Below are 20,143 nucleotides of genomic sequence, written 5' to 3'. Positions count from 1 at the left end.
TGTGAGAAAAATCCTTAAATGTTGTAAGGATATTGGCTTCTTTCTTGTGAAAATACCTCTAGGTCAGGCGTTCTCGAGGCGTTTGATGGCGGTTTTTTTCCCCGCTCGGCACCTCGGAACGCCCCTGCATCACGCGCTCATTCCAGGGGCGGCAAACGCCGCTTGATCGGCGATTTCTTGACGATCGCGGTGTTGGTCTCGGCGAAGTGATTGAGGCGGTCCAGCAGGGTGTCCAGTTGTTCCATGGAGCGCACCTGGAGGCGAGCGATAAAGCAGTCGTCGCCGGTGACCTTGTCGCACTCGGTGAACTCGGCAATGGCCAGGATCTGTCGTTCGACTTCCTGCAATTTGCCCGGCAACGGGCGAATCCGCACGATGGCCTGCAACTGGTAACCCAGCAGCCTGGCGTCGACCTCCAGGGTATAGGCGCTGATCACGCCGCGATCTTCGAGGCGGCGCAGACGCTCGGCCACGCTGGGGGCGGACAGCCCGCTGATCTGCGCCAGGGCCTTGAGGGAGCGTCGGGAGTCTTGCATCAGGGCGCTGATCAGCGCCTGGTCGATGGCATCAAGCATGCTGTTCTCGATAGGTGGATTGGCTTTTTTGCCTTGATAAAAAAGGTCTGGATTGATTCTAGCCTAGGTTATGAACTGGCGATGGCGGGTGCTCCCTCGGCATAATTTGGCCACTTGCAGAGGAGCTGAATCATGGATGCGCTGACCCGTCGCGGATCGCTGGAAATGACCGTCGCGATGCTGATTTCCGGAACCATTGGCTGGTTCGTCCTGGTGTCCGGGCAACCGGTGCTGGATGTGGTGTTCTGGCGTTGCCTGTTCGGTGCCGCGACCCTGCTGCTGATTTGCGGCGTATTCGGTTTCTTGCGTAAGAACATTCTGACCAGGCGCGTGCTGCTTCTGGCGGTCCTCAGTGGCGTGGCGATCGTCGGCAACTGGGTGCTGCTGTTCGCCTCCTACTCCCGTGCTTCGATCGCCATCGGCACGGCGGTGTACAACGTGCAGCCGTTTATCCTGGTGGCGTTGGGCGCGTTGTTCCTGGGGGAGAAGATCACCCCGCAGAAACTGTTCTGGCTGTGCCTGGCGTTTGCCGGAATGCTGGCCATCGTCAGTGCCCACGGCTCCCGGGGCGAGGCCGGTGGCGACTACCTGAGCGGCATCGCCCTGGCCCTGGGGGCCGCCGCGCTCTATGCCTTCGCCGCCTTGCTGATCAAGCGCCTGAGCGGGACTCCGCCGCACTTGATCGCCCTGATCCAGGTCTGCACTGGCGTGCTGTTGCTGGCACCCTGGGCCAACCTCGGCGAGCCGCCCCAGCAGGCCGGCGCCTGGGCCAGCCTGCTGACCCTGGGCATCGTCCACACCGGGCTGATGTACGTGTTTCTGTACGGGGCGATCCAGAAATTGCCCACAGCCCTGACTGGCGCCTTGTCCTTCATCTACCCGATCGCGGCGATCTTCGTCGACTGGCTGGCCTTCGGGCATCGCCTCGAGCTCCTGCAATGGCTGGGTGTCGGGGCAATCCTGCTGGCGGCCGCCGGCATGCAACAGGGCTGGACCCTGAAGCGCCGGCGCAGCGTCCTGCAGTGAGCGCAGGCGGCCGTTGGCAAGGCGCCAGGGCCTGGACTTGAGGCGCCGTAGCGTGGCTCTACCGGTCGGCGCCTGGCCTTGACAGGCCAAGGCGCAGCGCTAGATTTCAGCATGCGCCTCAGGCTTTGCGCTGCAGCTTTGCCACTGGCTCGAGCACCTGGCAGCCCGCCCATCCGGCCCTTGAGTCATCCCGGGCTGCGCGGTTTTTCCGATGCCGCCTCGGCGGTCGATCATCTGCAACCGCCGACTCGCGCCGTGCAGGGCCGAACCGGCCCTGGAGCGATCATGAGCACTCGACGCAAGGTTCCCGGCATCCGCAACTACGAGGGGCCCGCCGGCGGTTGGGGGGCGCTCAAGGCCACGGCGACGGCCGTGCGCGAACAGATGGACACCCTCAAGGCGCCGCTGACCCTGATGCGCACCAACCAGCCCGACGGCTTCGATTGCCCGGGCTGTGCCTGGCCGGACAAGGAGCACAAGTCGACCTTCCAGTTCTGTGAGAACGGCGCCAAGGCGGTGACCTGGGAAGCCACCAACAAGCGGGTGACCCCGGAGTTCTTCGCCCAGCACCCGGTGAGTTCCCTGCTGCAGCGTTCGGACTATCAGCTCGAAGACCTCGGCCGCCTCACCGAGCCGCTGGTCTATGACCGTGCCAGTGACACCTTCAAGCCCGTGGAGTGGCAGGCGGCCTTCGCCCGCATCGGCGAAATCCTCCGTGGCCTGGCGCCCGAGCAGGTGGAGTTCTACACCTCCGGCCGGGCCTCCAACGAAGCCGCCTACCTGTACCAGTTGTTCGCCCGGGAGTACGGCTGCAACAACTTTCCCGACTGCTCGAACATGTGCCACGAACCCACCAGCGTCGGCTTGCCGCGGTCCATCGGGATCGGCAAGGGCACGGTGTCCCTGGAGGATTTCGACGTCTGCGAGCTGATCATCTCCATCGGCCACAACCCGGGTACCAACCACCCGCGGATGATGGGGACCCTGCATGAAGCGTCACGGCGCAAGGTGCCGATCATGGTCTTCAACCCCCTGCGCGAGCGGGCCCTGGAGCGTTTCGCCGACCCGCAGAACATGGTGGAAATGGCCACCTACGGTTCCACTCGCATCGCCTCGTCGTACTTCCAGGTCAAGGCCGGTGGCGACGCCGCGGCGCTCAAGGGCGTGATGAAGGCGTTGCTGGCCCTGGAGGACAGCCTGGGGCAAGTTCTCGACCATGCCTTTATTGCCGAGCACACCCGCGGCATCGAGGCCCTGATGGCGGACCTGCACGCCACCTTGTGGGCAGACATCGAACAGGCCAGCGGCCTGCACCAGGCGGACCTGGAGATGGTCGCGGCGGCCTATGCCAAGTCCAACGCCACCATCGTCACCTATGGCATGGGCATCACCCAGCACAACGAGGGCACGGCCAATGTCCGGCTGATCTGCGACCTGCTGATGCTGCGCGGCAACCTGGGCAAACCGGGGGCCGGCATCTGCCCGTTGCGCGGGCATTCCAATGTGCAAGGCAACCGCACCGTGGGCATCACCGAAAAACCTTCGCCGGCCTTTCTCGCCCGGCTGGAACAGGTGTTCGGTTTCAAACCGCCCTCGGCCCATGGCCACGATGCGGTACAGGCCATGCAGGCGATGATCGCCGGCAGTGCCAAGGCGCTGCTGTGCCTGGGGGGCAATTTTGCCGTGGCCCTGCCTGATCCGGGCCAGTGTTTTGCGGCCATGGGCAAGCTCGACCTGAGCGTGCACGTGGCCACCAAGCTCAACCGCAGCCACCTGCTGGTGGCCCGGGAAACCTACCTGTTTCCCTGCCTGGGGCGCACGGAACTGGATGTGCAGGACGGCCTGCGCCAGGCAATCACCGTCGAAGACTCGATGTCCATGGTGCATGCCTCCGCCGGCAAGCTGGCCCCGGCCTCGCAGGCCCTGCTTTCCGAGCCGGCCATCGTTGCCGGCATGGCCCGGGCCACGCTGCCGGACAGCCGCGTGCCCTGGCTGGAACTGGTGGCCGACTACGACAAGATTCGCGAACTGATCGAGCGGACCGTGCCCGGGTTTGACGACTACAACGCGCGGATCCGTGTTCCCGGCGGTTTCCGCATGCCGCTGGCGGCGACCGAACGCCAGTGGCTGACGCCTTCGGGCAAGGCCGAATTCTTCGTCTTTCCCGGGCTGCACGAAGACAAGGAAGTGGACGGCGCCGAGGTGCTGCGGTTGATCACCTTGCGCAGCCATGACCAGTACAACACCACCATCTACGCCCTGGACGACCGCTATCGCGGGGTGTTCGGCCGGCGCGACGTGCTGTTCATCAGCCAGGCCGACCTGGATGCCCGGGGCCTGGCCCACGGCGACCTGGTGGACATCGAGACGGTGATCGGCGAGCGCCGCCTGCGCTACGAACGCATCACCGCCATCGAGTACAAGATCGCCCCGGGCACCGTGGGCGCCTACTACCCCGAGGCCAATTGCCTGGTGCCCCTGGATTACCTGGACGTCGACAGCGGCACGCCGTCCTACAAGTCGGTGCCGGTGCGGGTGGTACGCTCGACCTTGCAATAACCGCTGCAGGCGGCAATGGCGATCGTCCCGGGCCGCCGGCGGGGCGGGTGTGAGGCGCCTGGGCCGGCTGCGCATCGAAGCGTCGAACGCCCAGGCCCGGACGAGACCGCCTGCTCCAGCCTCGGCAGCCCAGCCTTGGCTGGCGGGTCGAAGGTGACTGGCAGTGCCGCTTGCGCGGCATAATCTGCTAATTTCCGCTCTGTGTTTTTTCTCCCGCAGCCTGTGGAACCCATCATGACCACCTATCCCTCCATGGCCGAGCAGCGACCCGAGCCGCAAGCCATCTGCAGCCCCATCACCGGCAGTGCCATCTTTATCGTCGCCACCCTGGCCCCTGGCGCCGCGGCCGCCGACACCCTGCGCAACTGGTGCGCCGATGTCGCGGCCCTGACCCGTTCGGTGGGCAAGCGGGTGCCGGCGGGCAACCTGTCTTGTGTCTGCGGTTTCGGCTCCAGTGCCTGGGACCGGCTGTTCGGCGGACCGCGCCCGGCCTCCCTGCACGAGTTTCGCGAAGTCGGCGTGGCAGGGCGCCTGGCGCCGTCCACCCCCGGTGACCTGCTGCTGCACATCCGCGCCGAGCAGATGGACCTGTGCTTCGAGTTGGCCACCCAACTGCTCAAGCCCCTGGGGCAGGCGGTCCAGGTGGTGGACGAGGTCCAGGGCTTTCGCTATTTCGACATGCGCAGCATGGTCGGCTTTGTCGACGGCACCGAAAACCCGGTGGGCCGCGAGGCGCTGGATTTCACCCTGGTGGGCAGCGAGGATCCGGCATTCGTCAACGGCGGCTATGTGCTGGTGCAGAAGTACCTGCACAAGATGGATGCCTGGAACGCACTGACCGTGGAGGCCCAGGAACGCATCATCGGCCGCACCAAGCTGGCGGACATCGAGCTGGACGACTCGGTGAAGCCCAGCTGCTCCCACAGCTCCCTGACCACCCTGGAAGAGAACGGCGAGGAGGTGAAGATCCTGCGCGACAACATGCCGTTCGGGCGCCCCGGCGCCGGGGAATTCGGCACCTATTTCATCGGCTACGCCCGTTCGCCACGGCCGGTGGAACAGATGCTGGAGAACATGTTCGTCGGGCGCCCGGCGGGCAACTACGATCGCTTGCTGGACTTCAGCACCGCGGTCACCGGCGGCCTGTTCTTCGTGCCTTCGGCCGACCTCCTGGAAGCGTTGGCCGAGCGCTCGCCCCAGCAGCCCTGAGGTCCGGGACAATACCGACCCCCGAGCCACGTTCGGCTGGCGGCGCGGGCATGCCCGCACCGACGGGCGCCTGAGGATTCGCGCAGCAGCGGTGGTTGAACCGGCTGTTGCCGTTGTGGCGAGGCCGCGTCGAGGTTACACCGGGCTGTAGATCCGCGGGGCATTGCGCTGGGGCACGTGGATCAGGTTGAGGCGGTGCTTGTTGGCCCATTGCACGGTCAGCGCCGTGGGTGCAGACAGGCTCACCAGGGTCCCGAGCCGGGCCCGCACGGCCTTGTGGATCAGCTCCAGGCTGCAGCGGCTGGTGACCACGGTGAACCCTTGGCGGCCGTCGATGCCGGCGTGAAGCAGGGCGCCGATCAGCTTGTCCAGGGCGTTGTGGCGACCGATGTCCTCCTGGCACAGGCGCACTTCACCCTGCTCATCGAAGTACAGCGCGGCGTGCAGCGCGCCGCTGCTGCGGGCCATGTGCTGGGCCTGTTCGATGCGGTCGCGCAGGCCCTGCAGGTGTGCGGCCGGCGGCAGTGGCGTCGGCTCAAGGATCTGCAACTGCGGCAATGCCTGGTCCAGGGCCTCCACGCCGCACAGGCCGCAGCCGCTGGTCCCGGCCATTTGCCGGCGGTGGTCCTTGAGGGCCCAGAAGGCGCGGCTGGAAATCTCCACATCGGCCTGGCAGGCCTGGGGGAAATGGCTGAGGCGGATGTCGTAGATCTCATCGAGGTCGCTGACGATGTCGTTGGTGATGCTGAAACCGCGAATGAAATCCTCGAGATTGCCCGGAGACACCATCATCACCGCCTGGCTCAGGCCGTTGTAGGTAATGGCCAGGGCAATTTCCGCCGCCAGCGGTGCCTGGGCCACCTGGCCCCGGGCGTCGTATTCCCGGTAGCTGACCTGCTGTGGCGCGGGAGCGGGGGCGTTGGCCTCGGGCTGTTGATCCGCTGGTTCGATCCGGCACACCATGACGATACCTCGATACACTCAATTCGCTCCCGGCCATGGGGCCAGGGCGTGGTAGAAAAAGCCCGCTGGGCGTTCATTCATTGTTGCCTGCAAACAGCTTCCTGGCTTCGGCAAAACACTGCTCGGCGATCACCGAGCGCGGTTCGGTCTTGCGCATCACCAGGCCCAGGGGCGCCAGCACGCTGGCATCCGGCAGGCGGATGAAGGCCAGGGTGTCGATCGGCGAATCCAGGCCGCTGTCCAGGGGCATGATGGAGCAGCAGAAGCCTGCGTGGATCGCCTGGTACAGCTGGTGGGTGGAATCGCTCTCGAAGATCGGCGTCGGGTTCAGGCCACGGCTGCGGAAACTCAGGTCGATGGACTTGCGATAATGCATGCCGCTGCTGAGCATGCCCAGGGGCAGTTGGGCGGCATCTTCCCAGCCCATCTCGGGGCCTTCGAAATGAAAGTGCCGGGTGTCGTAGAGCAGGCCGACCTGGGTCTGGCCGATCTCGAAGAAGTCCAGGTAGTGGGCGTTCACCCGATCCAGGTAGCAAACCCCCAGGTCCAGCTGGTTATTGCCGATGTCTTCGATGATCCGGTCGGAGCTCATGGACGACAGGCTGAACTGGAGTTCGGGAAAGCTGGCGGACAGGTTCTGGACGTAGCGAATGGGGTTGAAGCCACTGAGGGGCACCAGCCCCAGGCGCAGCTTGCCCACCAGTTGCCCGCGGCACGCGGCGGCCTCGGCATACAAGCCGTCATGGGCCGCCAGCAGGGTCTTGGCCCAGGCCAGCACCCGCTCGCCGGCCTCGGTGAAACCTTCGAAGCGCTGGCTTCGCGTCACCAGGACCAGGTCCAGTTCATCCTCGAGGTTGCGCAGGCGCATGGACAGGGTCGGCTGGGTGATGTGGCAGCGTACGGCGGCCTGGCCGAAGTGCCGGGTCTGCTCCAGGGCGATCAGAAACTTGAGTTGCTTGATGTCCACAGCGGCACCTGGCGGAAAAGGGTCGGGTCAGTATTAACGCAACAGTCCTGCCCCTGTGAAGGGGGTCACTCCCCGGGGGGAGCGTCTGCGCAGCGCTTGTTGCCTACCGGGGCCAAGGGGGCAAGGTCCGTTTCAGACAGGCGTTCAGGGGTGTTGAAGTTGCTCAGTCGCGGGTCGTCCACGGCACACGGCAGAGGCGTCAACCCATGCCGCTCGAGGACCCGCAGCAGGCTGCGCTCACCGGCATCCCAGGCCTGGTGCAGGCTGGCCAGCAGGGTTGTGGGAAGCAGGCTGAACATGGGTTGCCATTGCCCGGCCTGTTGCACCATCAGCGGCGCCGGCGGGTTCGCTCGTGCCGCCAGCAAGGCCTGGATCAGCGCGCTGTCGATTTTCGGCGCATCGCAGGCCAATACCAGCAACCAGGGATGACGGGCCGCTGCCAGGCCCGCGAGGACCCCGGCCAGGGGACCGGGAAAGCCCTGCTGAGAATCCTCCACCAAACGGTCGGCATAGGCCTGGTACTGCTCGGCATTGCGGTTGCAGGAAATGATCAGGTCATCGCTGAACGGCCGGACCACCTGGTGCACATGGGCAATCAGCGGCCGGCCCTGCCAGGGCAGCAGGCCCTTGTCGCGCCCGCCCATGCGCGCGCCGCGGCCACCCGCCAGCAGCAGGATCGAGCAGGGCAGGGAGAGGGCGGTGGCGGGTCGGGTCGGGGTCATGGTCAGGCGCAACGGAGACTGTGGGGCGCAAACCATCTCATTGTCCTTCGATGACGTCCAATCACAGGTGTCGAATGGTCGATTGATCCGGCTGATCGATGGCCTCATCGGCGCTGGCGCAACGAGCGGGCTGCCGCGCGTGATGTCCCTTGGCCGGCGCCCAGGGTGCCCGGTGCGCCGGTGGCAGAAGGGCAGGCCGGTGAACTCGGCTGCGGGGCCTTGCGCATCGCTGCCCAGGCGCAGCGCCTGGCCTTAGCCGGCAACGGGGCACGGAGGGTGCCCGGGTGTTTGAATCTTCGCGCCTTCGACCCGCAGCGGCACACCTGGGTACACGTTGAACGGCTCGCTCAGTGTGCCGTCCACCCGGGCGTTCTCAACCAGATAGCGGGTGTTGCCGGTCGCAATGAAGCGCGCGCCCCCGACCTCGCAGCGCACCTCAAGCGCCGATACTTGCCGCGGCGGCAATTGGCGTACCAGTGCACTGAAGGCGAGATTGATCACCACGTGGCCGGCGATGTTCGCCTGCTTTGGGTCCAAAAGGTTCATCACCGGCTTGATGTCCAGGCGGTACACCTGTTCCTGCTGCACCGGCTCCAGGGGCCTCAAGGTGACGGTCTTGCTCTGGCCGGGCGCGAGCTCGAGTCGAAAGGGCGTGGCGTAGAGCTTGGGCCGTTGCGCTTGAGTGATGGGCTCAAGGCGTTCCTCGGCCAGCTCGACCCCGGGGTTGCTCAGATGCGACAGGGAGATCGAGATGTATTCCGGGCGATCGCCGTGGTTGGCGATTTCGACGGTCATCGGCCGCTCGCGCACCTCGGTGATCTTGGGTTGGACATCGATCAGGGCAAAGGCCGGCGAGGCCACGGCCAGCCACGACGACAGCGCGAGGGTGTGCAGGGTGAGGCGTGTCATGAGTTTTCCATGGGATGGGTGGGACCTGGCCGATGGCTCTGGGCAGGCATGGCCGCGAGCGGGCTGGATCATGGGTCGGTAATCACCGGCTCGAAGGTCAGCGACAGGACCCCGCTGTAGGCGCCGCTGGTTTCCTTGAAGCTGCCATCGGGCGGGTAGGCCGAGACCGTCAGGCCGTAATAGCCGGTGGAGTCTTCTCCGGGCGCCGGTCGGGGCGGGTTGTTGAATGAGGTGCCCTGGCCAACGGCAAGGGTCTTGGGCATTTCGCCTTCCGCCCCCAGGTCCACCCTGGGTTGCCGGAACACCTGCGCGGCATTGCTGGCGTTGCGCATCTGCAGCGGCTCATCCAGGCGTACCTGGAAGACTCCGGTGGACGAGACAATCCGCAACCGCGCCCGCACTTCATAGGGCGTGTCCCACCCCCCCAGTTGCGCCATTTCCAGGCCCTGGGCGAACCAGCCACCGGTGTCGTCGGTGACGAACAGATTGTTGTTGGGCTTGAGGTAGGCGCTGATCTTGCTGCTGGTCTTGCCCAGCAGGATCACATCCGCCGACACCAGGGGCGGCAGTGCCCCCAGGGCCAGCAGCAGGCACGCCTGTGCGGTTTTGTTCATGTGCTACTCCTGATGAGCAGGGGGCTGCTGCTGCGCCGCCCGTTGATAGATCACCACCCCATAGCCCACGCTCACGGCCAGGGGCGCCGGCTGCCCGGCGGCCGGGCCGGTTTCGACGATCACTCGCTCGCGGGGCCTGAAGGTGATGCGCCAGACCTGGTTGTGGAGAGGCACCTGCAGTGCTTTCAGGGTCATCCGGTACTTCTGTCCCGGTGCCAGTACCAGGCGATTGGGGGTAACCAGCAAACTGGGGCGCCGCACCTCATGAATGGGCACCAGGTGTTCATCGGGCTGCCCCGGGGCCACCACCAGTTGCTGGGCCACGTCCAGGTACAAGGGGCTGTCGCCGGTGTTCTGCGCATAGAGTTCGCCTTGAGGCTGGTCGGGGGCGAAGCGCAGCTCGGTGCTCGAGAGTTTCAACACCCCGGCAGCCAGGCCCGCAGGTGACCAGAGCGCGATCAAGGCCAGAAGCATGACAATCGGATCGTTCATCGGGGCAGGTGTTCCTAGGGCTTGGCCACAATGGTGAAGGTCAGCACATCGCTGTAGGCGCCGCCCTTGGCCCACTTTTGCGCCAGGGCCCGGAAGGTTGGAACAAAGCACATGCGGCCATCCGAACTCAGGGACAACAGGGCATTTTGAGTGTTGGGCAAGGGCACCAGGGTGCTGCCACTGTTCAGGCTCAGGCTGTAGGGCACCGTCTGCGAGCTGTCCTCGAGGTGCTTGAGCTGGTAGCGCCCGTTGGCCGAGAGGCCATTTTCGTTGCTCGCGTTGATGATGAACTTTTGATAGGTGATGAACTTCGAGCCGTCATAGGTGAAGCAGAGTTGCTGGTTGGTGGCGCTGAAGGTCTTCAGGGTTTCCTCGCCCCGCAGCAGTTCGCCCAGGTCCCAGTCCGGTGCGGTCATGGTGATGGTCGTATCCACGGGCGGCGGCGGAAGGTCCGGGTTGGTCAGTACGCGACAGGCACCGCCCTTGGTGGTCGAGGACAGGTAGGCCAGCCCGGTGCTCTCGCCCACGTCGTTGCCCCCCGTGAAGTTACCCGCGCGGATGCCCACGGCAGGCCAGGCGGCAATGCTCGAGTTGTCGACCTGGAACTCAACGGCAGCGGTAAAGGCGCTGGTGGTTTTCCATGGGCTGGCGCTGCCGTAATACATCACGTAGCCCTCGCCCGCGAAGGTATTCGAGTATTTGACTCCGTTGATCGACAGGTTCTTGGCACTGCTGGAGCTGGTTTTCAGCTTGCCATTGGCGTCATAGGTGTAGATCAGAATGCCCCGTGAATTAAACGATGAGCCGTCGGTGTGACCACTGCTCGACTTGTAGTCGATGGTCAGTTGGAGCGTGCTGGTGCCATTGCCGTTGTCCTTGAAGCTGCAACTGCTGTAGCCGTTGCTCAGGTTGCTGTATTTCAGGACCCAGGCAGACGCCTCGTCCGCGCCGAGTGTCAGGTAGGCCAGCAACAGTGAGGCTGGAACTGTCCAGCAGCGTCTCTTGCGGCGCATCGCGGTGGTCGGGGCGATCCGGGCCGGCCCCTGTCGAGTCCTGGTCATCAGGGGCATTCCAGGGTCTGAGGCTGATCATCGGCGACCAGGCTCAGGCGCTTGCTGTCGAAGTGCTGGGGTGTTCCAGGGAACAGGGCCACCTTGAGCCTGGGCGCGCCTGGCGCCACCTCGACTTGCGACAGCACCGTGCGCACGTTGCCGGTGTTCTCCAGGGTCATGCCCGCGGCATCACAGCGCTTTGCCCAGGCCGAGTGCTGTTTGGCCGGCGGCGGCATATGGCGCACCAGCACGCCGTAGCCGACCGCGACCGACATCGGGGCGCTGATCTTGTCGGGCGACGCCTGCTCAACCTGCATTGATCGCACCGGGACGATGTACAGGCGAAACAGCGCTTCGGCCGCAGGCTCGGCAAGGGACTTGAGGCTGATGGCGCGGCTCTGTCCCGGGCCCAGGGTGAGCTTGTCCGGGCTGGCGAGGATGCCGGGGTGATCAAGCTCCTGCAGCGCCAGCTTGCGCTCCGGCTCCTGCCCCGGGTTCATCACCTTGAGCAGGTTGATCGACAGGTAAAGGGGGGCATCGCCGACGTTTCTCACGGTCACCGAATGCTCGTGGTTGTTATAGACCTTGAGGCTGGCGGGCATGACCATCAATTCGCCTTCGGCCTGGGCCAGTGCCGTCCAGCTCAGCAGTGCCAGCAGCGTGGTACGCAATATCATGGTGGGTTCCTGTAGTGGGGGCTTCGTCACTGGCACGGGTAGTAGCTGCCGTTGACGGCGCGGGTGAGGTCGCAGCGGTATTGGCGTCCCGGCTGTTCCACGGTGATGTGGGTCAACAGGGTCTTGTGGGCGATCGAGAACAGGCCGTTGGGGTAGGCGGTATCACCGGTCTCCAGGATCCTGCCGCCCACCGGGCGGCCGTTGGCGTCCATCAAAAGGCCGCTGTAGACCCTGTTGATATCGACCTTGGCCTGGGCGTTGTACACCTGCCCGGGATGGGCGCGGATGATGTTCGCCGGCACCTCGATGTTCATGTCCATGTCCTGGCTGTCGCTGATCACGCGGGCAAACGGCACATCCCCGTAGCTGTTCAGGGGCACGGCGTAGGTGCTGCCGCCCGCCACGGGGTGGCCTTCCACGCTGAAGCCGTAGGGAGTGCCCTGGAGGTCGGGGGTTTCCAGCAACATGGCGCTGCCACTGCTGCTGTAGCGTCCCAGGGCGATTCCCTGGCGATTGGCCGCGAGCATGCCGCGGTAGTTGAAATCGAGGTTGTTGGCGTCGGCGCTGTGACCAAGGTTCAGCGAGGCGTCGCCACGTGTACCGGAGCGGCTGCCATAGGCATTGAGGTTGTTCAGGCCATTGCTGCGATTGACGGTCACGCCGCCGGTGGTGGTGCCATAGCTGTCCTCGAAGGTCTGGCGGTAGTCCCCGGTCACCTGTGTCTGGCCGCCAAACTGGGCCGCCCGCACACTCGCCTGGGATCGGTCGAGCATCCATGACATGTTCAGGTAGAGGGTGTAATCGCTGTTGCTCGCAGTGGCACCGCCTTTTTGCACGCCCAGGGAAAAGGTCGACCAAAGCCCGTTGGGCCGGTAGTTCCAGCGCACTTCGGCTTGTTGGGTTTCTGCGTGGCTGGAGCTTCGATAGTTGTAGGCAAACAGTAGGTTGCCCAGGTTCTTGCTGTACGACAGGCTGGTGCTTGGCATGCCCCAGTAGAAACGCGAGACCTCGTTGCTCTGATAGCGGCTGAGCATGAGGCTGCCCAGCACTTCATTGTTCAGGTTCAGGTTCAGATAGCCGCCTGAGCCGCGCTCACCAGCCAATACGCCCAGGGTGGGCGACAGGTCCAGGGGGCCTAGGGTGGAAGGCCGGGAGATATTGACCTCCGAGGCCCAGTCCGAACGGTCACCGGTCACGGCGGCGGCATTCAAGTAGAGCTGGCTGAGGTTGCGGCTCAGGGCGGCTTCGAACAGTTGTCCGCCTGCCTCCATGTCCTTGCCTGCGGTAACGCGCCAGGCGTTGGCCGCTTCGCCAGTGAAGTTGAGGTTGTTGACGTCCTGGGTTTCCCGGGTCACCAGGTTGCCGTTGCGATCCACCAGGCGAATCTCGATGGGGTAGTAGCCACCGGGCAGATCAAGGAAGCTGATTTCGTTGCGGCCCAGCGCAGCGGGGCGTTTGAGCACCAACCGCCCGTTGCGGTAGAACTCGTAGTTGCCTTCGGCCGTGGAGAACAGCACCAGCGCCCCCGCGTCCTGGTGAGTGCGCAGGTTGCCCTGGCTGCCGAACGTGAAGAACTGGTCGAAGCTTGGCGACAGCACCGTGCTGACCGAGCTTGAGCTGTAGTCGATACTGTTCTGCTTGCCGGCACGCACATAGGTGCCGGCAAAGTTCTTTTGCAGGTAGTAGGACGATATTCCCTGGTCGCTGCTGCGCCGACCCTCGCTACTGCTGCGGTTGGCATACCAGTTCATGTAGCCAAAACTGCGCCCCGGTAGCCCGAGCCAGGTATTACCGTTCAAGTTCATGGCGTGATAACGCTCGGAAGAACTGCGCAGGTCCAACGATTGATTGTTGATCAAGCCCCAGGAAGTTGTCGGTGCAAGATAGTCTTCCTGGGCGCTGCGTATGTTCAGCGTGCGCCGGGTTTTATCGAGGGTTACATAATGCTCGGCAACGCGCAGGTCGCAGCCATTGCTGCATTGTTTGTAGTTGACTCCTGCCAATACGCGCCTGATGGTTTGCAGGTCTTCAAGTGTGATGCCATTTTCCCTGTACTGGGCCGAATCGAATACCAAGCCACGCTGTTCCATCGAATAACTGATAAAGCCGGGCAAGGTCTGGCCGTTATAGTTGGCGACATAGCGTGCAGTGTTTTCCATTTCAATCGCGCTAAAACCTTCAGGAACCCCGTAGGTAATCTTTACTTGAGCGAGTACTTGGGTCGAGACAAGCGAAATGACGCACACAAACAATCTGTGTAGTTGAAAGAAGGGGGGATGCGGGCGCATGCCTAAGTGTTTCCAGTGACAGCCGGGAAGAGCCCTCAAAGAGGGCTCGAGAGACAGGTGCTACTTATGTACCAGTTGCGGCAACAGGTTCGAACAGCATCACCAACTCGCCACTGTAACTGCCGTTGGTGCTAGGGCCGGTTGCAGTCTTGATCGGTGCCTTGGCGCCTATCTTCAGGCTATGGACTTCGTCATAGCCGCCGTTGGCGACCACGGTCTGGGTCACTTTCAGTGGGGTGCCGAAGGTCACCGCAGCTTCGCCACCGGAGTGCGAAATACTCACGGTAGTGTTGGTCATTTCATAACTGCCGTTGGACAGTTTCAACGGTTGTGCCAATGAAACATTGAACTCGCTGTTCTTGGTCCAGACACGAATTGGCAGGGTCTTGGAGAACGCTTTCTGGGTGTAATCCACCGGCTCAAGTTCTTCAGTCTCATACCAGGTCGAACCATCGGCCTTGGAAACGAACATGGCATCGTTGATTTGTGCGGTGAGGGTGATTTTCTTGGAAACGGTATTTGACGAAGCGGGTGCGGCCTGCGCCATGCCAATAAGTGCACCACTCAAGCCCATGGCGATGAGGATGTGTTTAAGCTTCATGATTACTTCCATGCTGAAAATGAGTTGAGCGAAGAGTGTTTTAATTATCGAGGTTACTTTGGTGGCTGGGGAGCCATTAAGGTTTCCGCGATAATGATCGCTATTTCACATCTTTGGGGAAATAGGAAAATTCTTAGATTTATCAAAGACTACCCTGCGCTTAGAGCAGTGAAGGCTATTCATATATCATTGGATTTTGTGTGGATAAGGCTATTAAGTTGTTTTCCAGGGTGTGAATAGTCGGCGCTATGACGATTGGAAAACGATGGGGGCGGGGCAGAGGGAGTGACTCTATAGGCACTGTCCAGAGTTCACTCTGGACAAGTACGCTGGAGGGCTGCGGTCATATCAGATCCGCCAGTGGCGGGCGCTCTTGGCCAGGCGCTGGCGCATTTCCCCAAGGGTGGCCGCCAGTTGCCGGGTCAGCAGCCGGTAACCGTCCAGGGCGGAATACACCGGTGCCTCCAGGGCGTTCTCGGCGCCGCCTTCCAGGGGCTTGTCCAGGCGCTGGGTCACCCCCGACTGCAAGGCTCGCGCCATGCCGATCAACTGCACGCGGATCTGCCGGTGCTCGCTCTTGAGCGTCAGTTGCATCTGCGCCATGGCTTGTCGGTCGCTGGCGTCGGGACGGGTGTTGCCGAGAATCTCCAGGGTGCTGATGCACATCCGCAGGTTGCGCTGGATGGCGTCCAGTTCGGTCATGGAGATGCGCACTTCCTTGGACACCGAAGGCATCAGCGAGCGCAGTTGCAGCATGGCACTGTTGACCCGGCCCAGAAGCTTGAGGTGCTCGTCGTCGGTCACCGACTGGCCCCGGATGATCCGCCCGTACAACTGCGCGCAGTCACGCAGGGCACTGGCCAGGTTGTAGCGCCAGGAGTACACCGCGTACAGCGGGATGGCGAAGGAAAACGCCAGGGCCAGGGCGATGCCGATGAGGATGTCCACGGCGCGCCACAGGCCGTCGCTGATCTGGTTGTCGCCGTGGCCGGCAACGATGAACACGGTGATCGCCGCCAGCAGCGCGGTGTAGCCGCCCTTGCCGATGGCGTGGTAGGAGAAGTAGCCGCAGACCGCCGACATCGCCAGGTAGGTGATCCAGGGGTGGCCGAAATACGCTTGCTGCACCACCAGCACCAGGCCGACCCCGGCGCCCACCAGGGTGCCGATGGCCCGCTCGGTGGCTTTCTTGCCGATGTTGCCGTGGTGCTGCAGGCCGCCGATCACCACCAGCATGGTCACCGAGGCCCATTCGCCATGGGGCAGGTTGAGCCCGGTGGTCAGGAGGATGGTGGCGATCAGGCCCAGGGCGACGCGCACGGCATGGATCAGCCGGGCGTGGCGGTAGCGCCGGTAGGGGTCGAGCACGGGGCGCAGCAGGCGCCGCAGCCAGGGCGGCAGGTGGAGGTTGCGCAGGGGTTTGAACAGGTCCAGGTCGGGTCCTCCGGTTGGCCTTGGGGCAACTGGCAGCCGCGGGTCGCGCGGCTGCCGGGGTGCTGTGGCATGTGCCTTAGAAAATGTAGTCGGTGGTCAAGAAGCTCGACTCGCGATTGCGGATGATGTCACTGATCAGCGCTTTGTTGCGCTCCTGGAACTTGGTCGCCACCAGGGTGCGGATCGAGAAGGTGCGCAGCGCGTCATGTACCGACAGCGTGCCTTCGGCGGAGTTCTTGCGGCCGTTGAAGGGGAAGGTGTCCGGGCCGCGCTGGCACTGGGCGTTGATATTGATCCGCCCGACCTGATTGGCAAAGCAGTCCACCAGCCGGCCGATCTGCGCCGGGTCGCTGCCGAACAGGCTCAACTGCTGGCCGAAGTCCGAATCCAGGACATAGTCGATCACCGTGTCCAGGTCGCGGTAGGGCACGATGGGCACCACCGGGCCGAACTGCTCTTCGTGGTAGACGCGCATCTGCGGGTTCACCGGGTACAGCACCGCCGGGTAGAAGAACGAAGCCCGAGCCTCGCCGCCGTGGGCGTTCACCACCTTGGCGCCGTGGGCCTGGGCGTCGGCCACCAGGGCATGCAGGTAGTCGACCTTGGTGTTCTCCGGCAGCGGCGTCAGGGCCACCCCCGGCTCCCAGGGCATGCCCGGCTTGAGGGCCTGCAGCTTGGCGTTGAACTGCTGGATAAAGCGCTCGGCCACGCTTTCATGGACGAACAGGATCTTCAGCGCCGTGCAGCGCTGGCCGTTGAACGACAGCGAGCCGGTGAGGGCCTCGCTGACCGCGTTGTCCAGGTCGGCGTCGGGCAGCACGATCCCCGGGTTCTTCGCGTCCAGGCCCAGGGCCGCGCGCAGGCGGTGCGGCTTGGGGTGGAGTTTCTTCAGGTCGCTGGCGGCCTTGTTGGTGCCGATGAAGGCGAAGATGTCGATCTTGCCGCTGGCCATCAGCGCGCTGACGGTCTCGCGGCCGCTGCCGTAGATGACGTTGATCACCCCGGCCGGGAAGCTGTCGCGGAAGGCTTCGAGCAACGGCCGGATCAGCAGCACGCCGAGCTTGGCCGGCTTGAACACCACGGTGTTGCCCATGATCAGCGCCGGGATCAGGGTGGTGAAGGTCTCGTTCAGCGGGTAGTTATAGGGGCCCATGCACAGGGCCACCCCCAGGGGTACGCGGCGGATCTGGCCGAGGGTGTCCTGTTCCAGTTCGAAGCGGCTGGAGCGCCGGTCCAGCTCCTTCAGCGCGCCGATGGTGTCGACGATGTAGTCGCAGGTGCGGTCGAATTCCTTTTCCGAGTCCTTGAGGTTCTTGCCGATCTCCCACATCAGCAGCTTGACCACCGCCGTGCGCTGCTCGCGCATGCGCGCCAGGAAGGCTTCCACGTGCTGGATGCGTTCGGCCACGCGCATGGTTGGCCAGGCACCCTGGCCACGGTCGTAGGCGCGCACCGCGGCGTCCAGGGCGGTGAGGGCGGTGTCGGCGTCCAGCAGCGGGGTGCTGCCGAGGATCACTTGCTGGTCGCCGTCGGCGGTGTCCAGGTAGATCGGGCTGCGGACCTGGGCCAGGGGGCCGTTCCAGGTGCGCAGTTCGCCGTCCACCAGGTAGTCGCGCTGCTGCACCGGGTCGGGCAGGCGATAGGCTTCGGGAATCTGGGCAGCGGCGGGAAACAGGTTGTCGAGCAGCGTGGCTGTGGTCATGACTCTACCCCGTGTTGGAAATGGCTCCGGCGCGGATGACAGGTGGCGACATCGCTCCAGGGTTTATACGCCTGAATGGCCCGGCGCTTTAGTGGTTTTTGCGTCTGGCGCCAGGGCGCGAGGGGCCCGGATCAGCCCTGGCGGGGGATCGGGGTGCGGTGGCTGGCGGTTTGAGATTAAACGTTTCAGCCGCTGCCCAGCAACTGCCGGATCAAGGTCGGGGTGCTGCCGGTCCAGCGCTTGAACGAGCGACGGAAATTGGCCGGGTCATTGAAGTTCAGGTAGTCGGCCACCGCCTCGTTGCTCCAGCCCTTGATCTGGTACAGGTACAGGGCCACGTGCTTGCGCACCCGATCCACCTGTTGCTGGTAGCCGCTGTGGTGCTTGCTCAGCTTGCGCTTGAGGGTCGCCGGGCTCATGCCGAAGGCCTGGGCCGTCTGCTCCAGGCTGGGCGGCTGGCGCACCTGGTCGTGCAGGTAGTCATACAGGACGTCGAGAAAGCTGCTGTCGAACCCCAGCTGCTGCAGCTGCTCGCCGGCCTCCAGGCGTGCCACCTGGCCGGCGGTGGCCGAGGCGTTGGGCCAGGGCTGGGTCAGGCAGGCACGGGGGATGCGCATCAGGTCCAGGGGGCGCTGGAACTGGCTGTGTTCCCCCAGGTGCACCCAGTACTGTTCCACATAGCGCGGTTCGGCATGGCTGAACCCGCATTCCCAGGGCAGGCGCTGGCCGCTGAGCCACTGACTGGTGGCCACCAGCGCGGTCATGCTCGCCTCCAGCACAAAGCGCCAGTGCTCGCCGGCGCCGCAGCTGTCCAGCCAGTAGCAATAGGCGAAGTGCTCGTCCAGCAGCAGTCGCGGGCTGGCCAGAGGGCTGAGCAGGGCCTGCTGCTGGATCAGGCTGTCCAGGGCCTGGTGCAGGTTCTGCGCGTGACGCAGGGCGTGGCTGGCGGCGCCGTAGTGGCCGGGCAGCAGGCGCTGGCCGAACAGGAAGCTGCTGTCATCGGCATCCAGCAGGCGCCGGCTGTTGCCGATCAGGGTCAGGAACTGTTGCGGGCTGAGGCGGGTCTGGCCGGCGAGGATGTCCTCGTGGAACAGCCCGGTGCCGCGCAGCAGGCGATGGCTGTCGATGTCCCGGGACAGCGCCAGGTCGATCAGCGCCGCCGGTTGATAGTGCCCGGGGATAAAGCGCGTGTCGGCTTCGTACCAACTGGTCTTCACGGTCATGACGGCGCCTCAGGCGGTTTTCGCCAGGGGCTGCTTGGCCCGTGCCAGGGCCAGGTTGAGGCGCTTGAGCAACCCCTCCGGCGCCTCGTCCAGGGCCATCACCACAGCGCTGCTGGCGCTCAGGTGCAGGCGCTCGCCGTGCTGTCGGGTCTTGTGCGCCAGCCCTTGCACCGCCTGTTCCAGCTCCAGGGCCAGGAGCCGCGCCTGGCTTTCCCCGGTGTGGGGCAGCAGCACCACGAAGCGATCGCCAGCCAGCCGGCACAGCAGGTCCTGGCGGCGCAGGTTGAGCAGCAGCACATGGCTCAGGGCCTGCAGCACCGCGTCGCCTTCGGCATGGCCGTAGTGCTGGTTGATCGCGGCGAAATGGTCCAGGTCCAGGGCCAGCAGCGACAGGGGCTGTTGCTGGCGGCGGGCGTCTTCCAGGCTGGCGGCCAGCTCGCGCTTGAGGTAGTCGGCGCCGGCCAGGGGCGTGAGCTTGTCGAACTGGCGATGCTCGCGAAACAGCCGTTCCTTCTTTTCCATCTGCGCACTGATGGCCAGCTGTTCGCGGTGCCAGTGATAGATGCCGATGGTCAGCAGGATCATCCCCACCGGCATCGGTCCCGACTCCAGCCAATGGTCCCAGGTGATGCTGTCGGGCAGGCGGATGAACTCGTCGAGGCTGTCGATCCACCAGGAAAAGAAGATGCAGCTCAGGCCCAGGGCCAGGTAGTTGGTGACCCGGCCGGCGGGGCGACTCTTGAGCACCAGGCCGAGCCACACCAGGGCCAGCAGCGCCGAGCCGCCTTCGCCGATGATGTCCAGCCACTGCCATTCGCTGACCGCCTTGAGGGTGCCGCAGGCCAGGTGCAGGAGCAGCCCGGCATTGGCCGCCAGGAGCAGCGCGGCGAGCTTCCAGCGATGGGGTTTGAGCACGCAGAACATGGCCGCGATCCTTTTTGCCAGGAGTGAGAGGGCGCCAGCACAGCAGATGTTCATGACACTGGGGTGACGCCGGGAAAAACCGCTGGGGGGGTCGAATCAGCTCAGGGTGCAGGCGATCTTTTTTGCTGGCGGGGCCCGCAAGTGATGCAGCGCCCCGGATGACGCCTTCGCTGGCAAGCCAGCTCCTACAGCAGGCAGATAGACCG

18 protein-coding genes are annotated in these 20,143 nt (G+C 64.4%); 3 read left to right on the top strand and 15 right to left on the bottom strand.

The annotated features are described in order from the left end of the window. Positions 1-137 precede the first annotated feature (137 nt). Positions 138-575, bottom strand: coding sequence for an Lrp/AsnC family transcriptional regulator (locus ACZ5BO_RS22265; RefSeq protein WP_025126710.1), 438 nt, complete (start codon positions 573-575; stop codon positions 138-140). Positions 576-707: 132 nt separating this feature from the next. Here ACZ5BO_RS22265 and ACZ5BO_RS22260 point away from each other — a divergent pair, with 132 nt between their 5' ends. The 3 genes from ACZ5BO_RS22260 to ACZ5BO_RS22250 all read left to right on the top strand — a co-directional run bounded on the left by ACZ5BO_RS22260 (position 708) and on the right by ACZ5BO_RS22250 (position 5,369). Further along, on the top strand, positions 708-1,601 hold the full coding sequence (locus ACZ5BO_RS22260; RefSeq protein WP_464696485.1) for a DMT family transporter: 894 nt from the start codon (positions 708-710) through the stop codon (positions 1,599-1,601). Between the two features lie 285 nt (positions 1,602-1,886). Continuing rightward, positions 1,887-4,160, top strand: coding sequence for an FdhF/YdeP family oxidoreductase (locus tag ACZ5BO_RS22255; protein ID WP_025126712.1), 2,274 nt, complete (start codon positions 1,887-1,889; stop codon positions 4,158-4,160). Positions 4,161-4,394: 234 nt separating this feature from the next. Continuing rightward, a complete protein-coding gene (locus tag ACZ5BO_RS22250; protein ID WP_025126713.1) occupies positions 4,395-5,369 on the top strand; it encodes a Dyp-type peroxidase in 975 nt (324 codons plus the stop codon). Positions 5,370-5,504: 135 nt separating this feature from the next. On the opposite strand, the gene fdhD is transcribed toward ACZ5BO_RS22250, so the two are convergent. The 14 genes from fdhD to ACZ5BO_RS22180 form a co-directional block, all read right to left on the bottom strand. Beyond that, on the bottom strand, positions 5,505-6,332 hold the full coding sequence (fdhD, locus tag ACZ5BO_RS22245; protein WP_025126714.1) for a formate dehydrogenase accessory sulfurtransferase FdhD: 828 nt from the start codon (positions 6,330-6,332) through the stop codon (positions 5,505-5,507). 73 nt (positions 6,333-6,405) lie between these two features. Continuing rightward, positions 6,406-7,299: a LysR family transcriptional regulator gene (locus ACZ5BO_RS22240; RefSeq protein WP_464696484.1), complete on the bottom strand. Its 894-nt coding sequence runs from the start codon at positions 7,297-7,299 to the stop codon at positions 6,406-6,408. Between the two features lie 65 nt (positions 7,300-7,364). Continuing rightward, positions 7,365-8,021, bottom strand: coding sequence for a molybdenum cofactor guanylyltransferase MobA (gene mobA, locus ACZ5BO_RS22235; RefSeq protein ID WP_464701347.1), 657 nt, complete (start codon positions 8,019-8,021; stop codon positions 7,365-7,367). A gap of 252 nt (positions 8,022-8,273) precedes the next feature. After that, a complete protein-coding gene (locus ACZ5BO_RS22230) occupies positions 8,274-8,930 on the bottom strand; it encodes a hypothetical protein (protein ID WP_029978081.1) in 657 nt (218 codons plus the stop codon). A gap of 68 nt (positions 8,931-8,998) precedes the next feature. Next, the gene (locus ACZ5BO_RS22225) at positions 8,999-9,544 is read right to left on the bottom strand and encodes a hypothetical protein (RefSeq protein ID WP_025126716.1); all 546 of its coding nucleotides are present in this window, start codon (positions 9,542-9,544) and stop codon (positions 8,999-9,001) included. Positions 9,545-9,547: 3 nt separating this feature from the next. After that, entirely contained in the window at positions 9,548-10,036 is a 489-nt protein-coding gene (locus ACZ5BO_RS22220) for a hypothetical protein (RefSeq protein WP_025126717.1), read from the bottom strand. 14 nt (positions 10,037-10,050) lie between these two features. Further along, positions 10,051-11,097 (bottom strand): hypothetical protein, encoded by a 1,047-nt coding sequence (locus ACZ5BO_RS22215; RefSeq protein WP_464696483.1) that lies wholly within the window; start codon positions 11,095-11,097, stop codon positions 10,051-10,053. Then, on the bottom strand, positions 11,097-11,765 hold the full coding sequence (locus tag ACZ5BO_RS22210; protein ID WP_025126719.1) for a pilus assembly protein: 669 nt from the start codon (positions 11,763-11,765) through the stop codon (positions 11,097-11,099). Before ACZ5BO_RS22210 ends, ACZ5BO_RS22215 begins: the two co-directional genes overlap by 1 nt. A gap of 26 nt (positions 11,766-11,791) precedes the next feature. After that, positions 11,792-13,924 (bottom strand): TcfC E-set like domain-containing protein, encoded by a 2,133-nt coding sequence (locus ACZ5BO_RS22205; protein ID WP_464696482.1) that lies wholly within the window; start codon positions 13,922-13,924, stop codon positions 11,792-11,794. Between the two features lie 193 nt (positions 13,925-14,117). Further along, positions 14,118-14,654: a CS1 type fimbrial major subunit gene (locus tag ACZ5BO_RS22200; RefSeq protein WP_025126721.1), complete on the bottom strand. Its 537-nt coding sequence runs from the start codon at positions 14,652-14,654 to the stop codon at positions 14,118-14,120. Between the two features lie 348 nt (positions 14,655-15,002). Further along, the gene (locus ACZ5BO_RS22195; RefSeq protein WP_464701345.1) at positions 15,003-16,043 is read right to left on the bottom strand and encodes an FUSC family protein; all 1,041 of its coding nucleotides are present in this window, start codon (positions 16,041-16,043) and stop codon (positions 15,003-15,005) included. A 121-nt stretch (positions 16,044-16,164) separates the two neighbouring features. Further along, positions 16,165-17,790, bottom strand: a complete 1,626-nt coding sequence (locus ACZ5BO_RS22190) for an NADP-dependent glyceraldehyde-3-phosphate dehydrogenase (RefSeq protein WP_025126723.1) — start codon at positions 17,788-17,790, stop codon at positions 16,165-16,167. 185 nt (positions 17,791-17,975) lie between these two features. Then, entirely contained in the window at positions 17,976-19,013 is a 1,038-nt protein-coding gene (locus ACZ5BO_RS22185; RefSeq protein WP_025126724.1) for an AraC family transcriptional regulator, read from the bottom strand. A gap of 9 nt (positions 19,014-19,022) precedes the next feature. Then, positions 19,023-19,937: a GGDEF domain-containing protein gene (locus tag ACZ5BO_RS22180; protein WP_025126725.1), complete on the bottom strand. Its 915-nt coding sequence runs from the start codon at positions 19,935-19,937 to the stop codon at positions 19,023-19,025. Positions 19,938-20,143: the final 206 nt, after the last annotated feature.

The organism is Pseudomonas sp. FFPRI_1, assembly GCF_055384485.1.
Note: the sequence above shows the minus strand (reverse complement) of the source record. Positions and strands in the feature narration are given on the sequence as shown.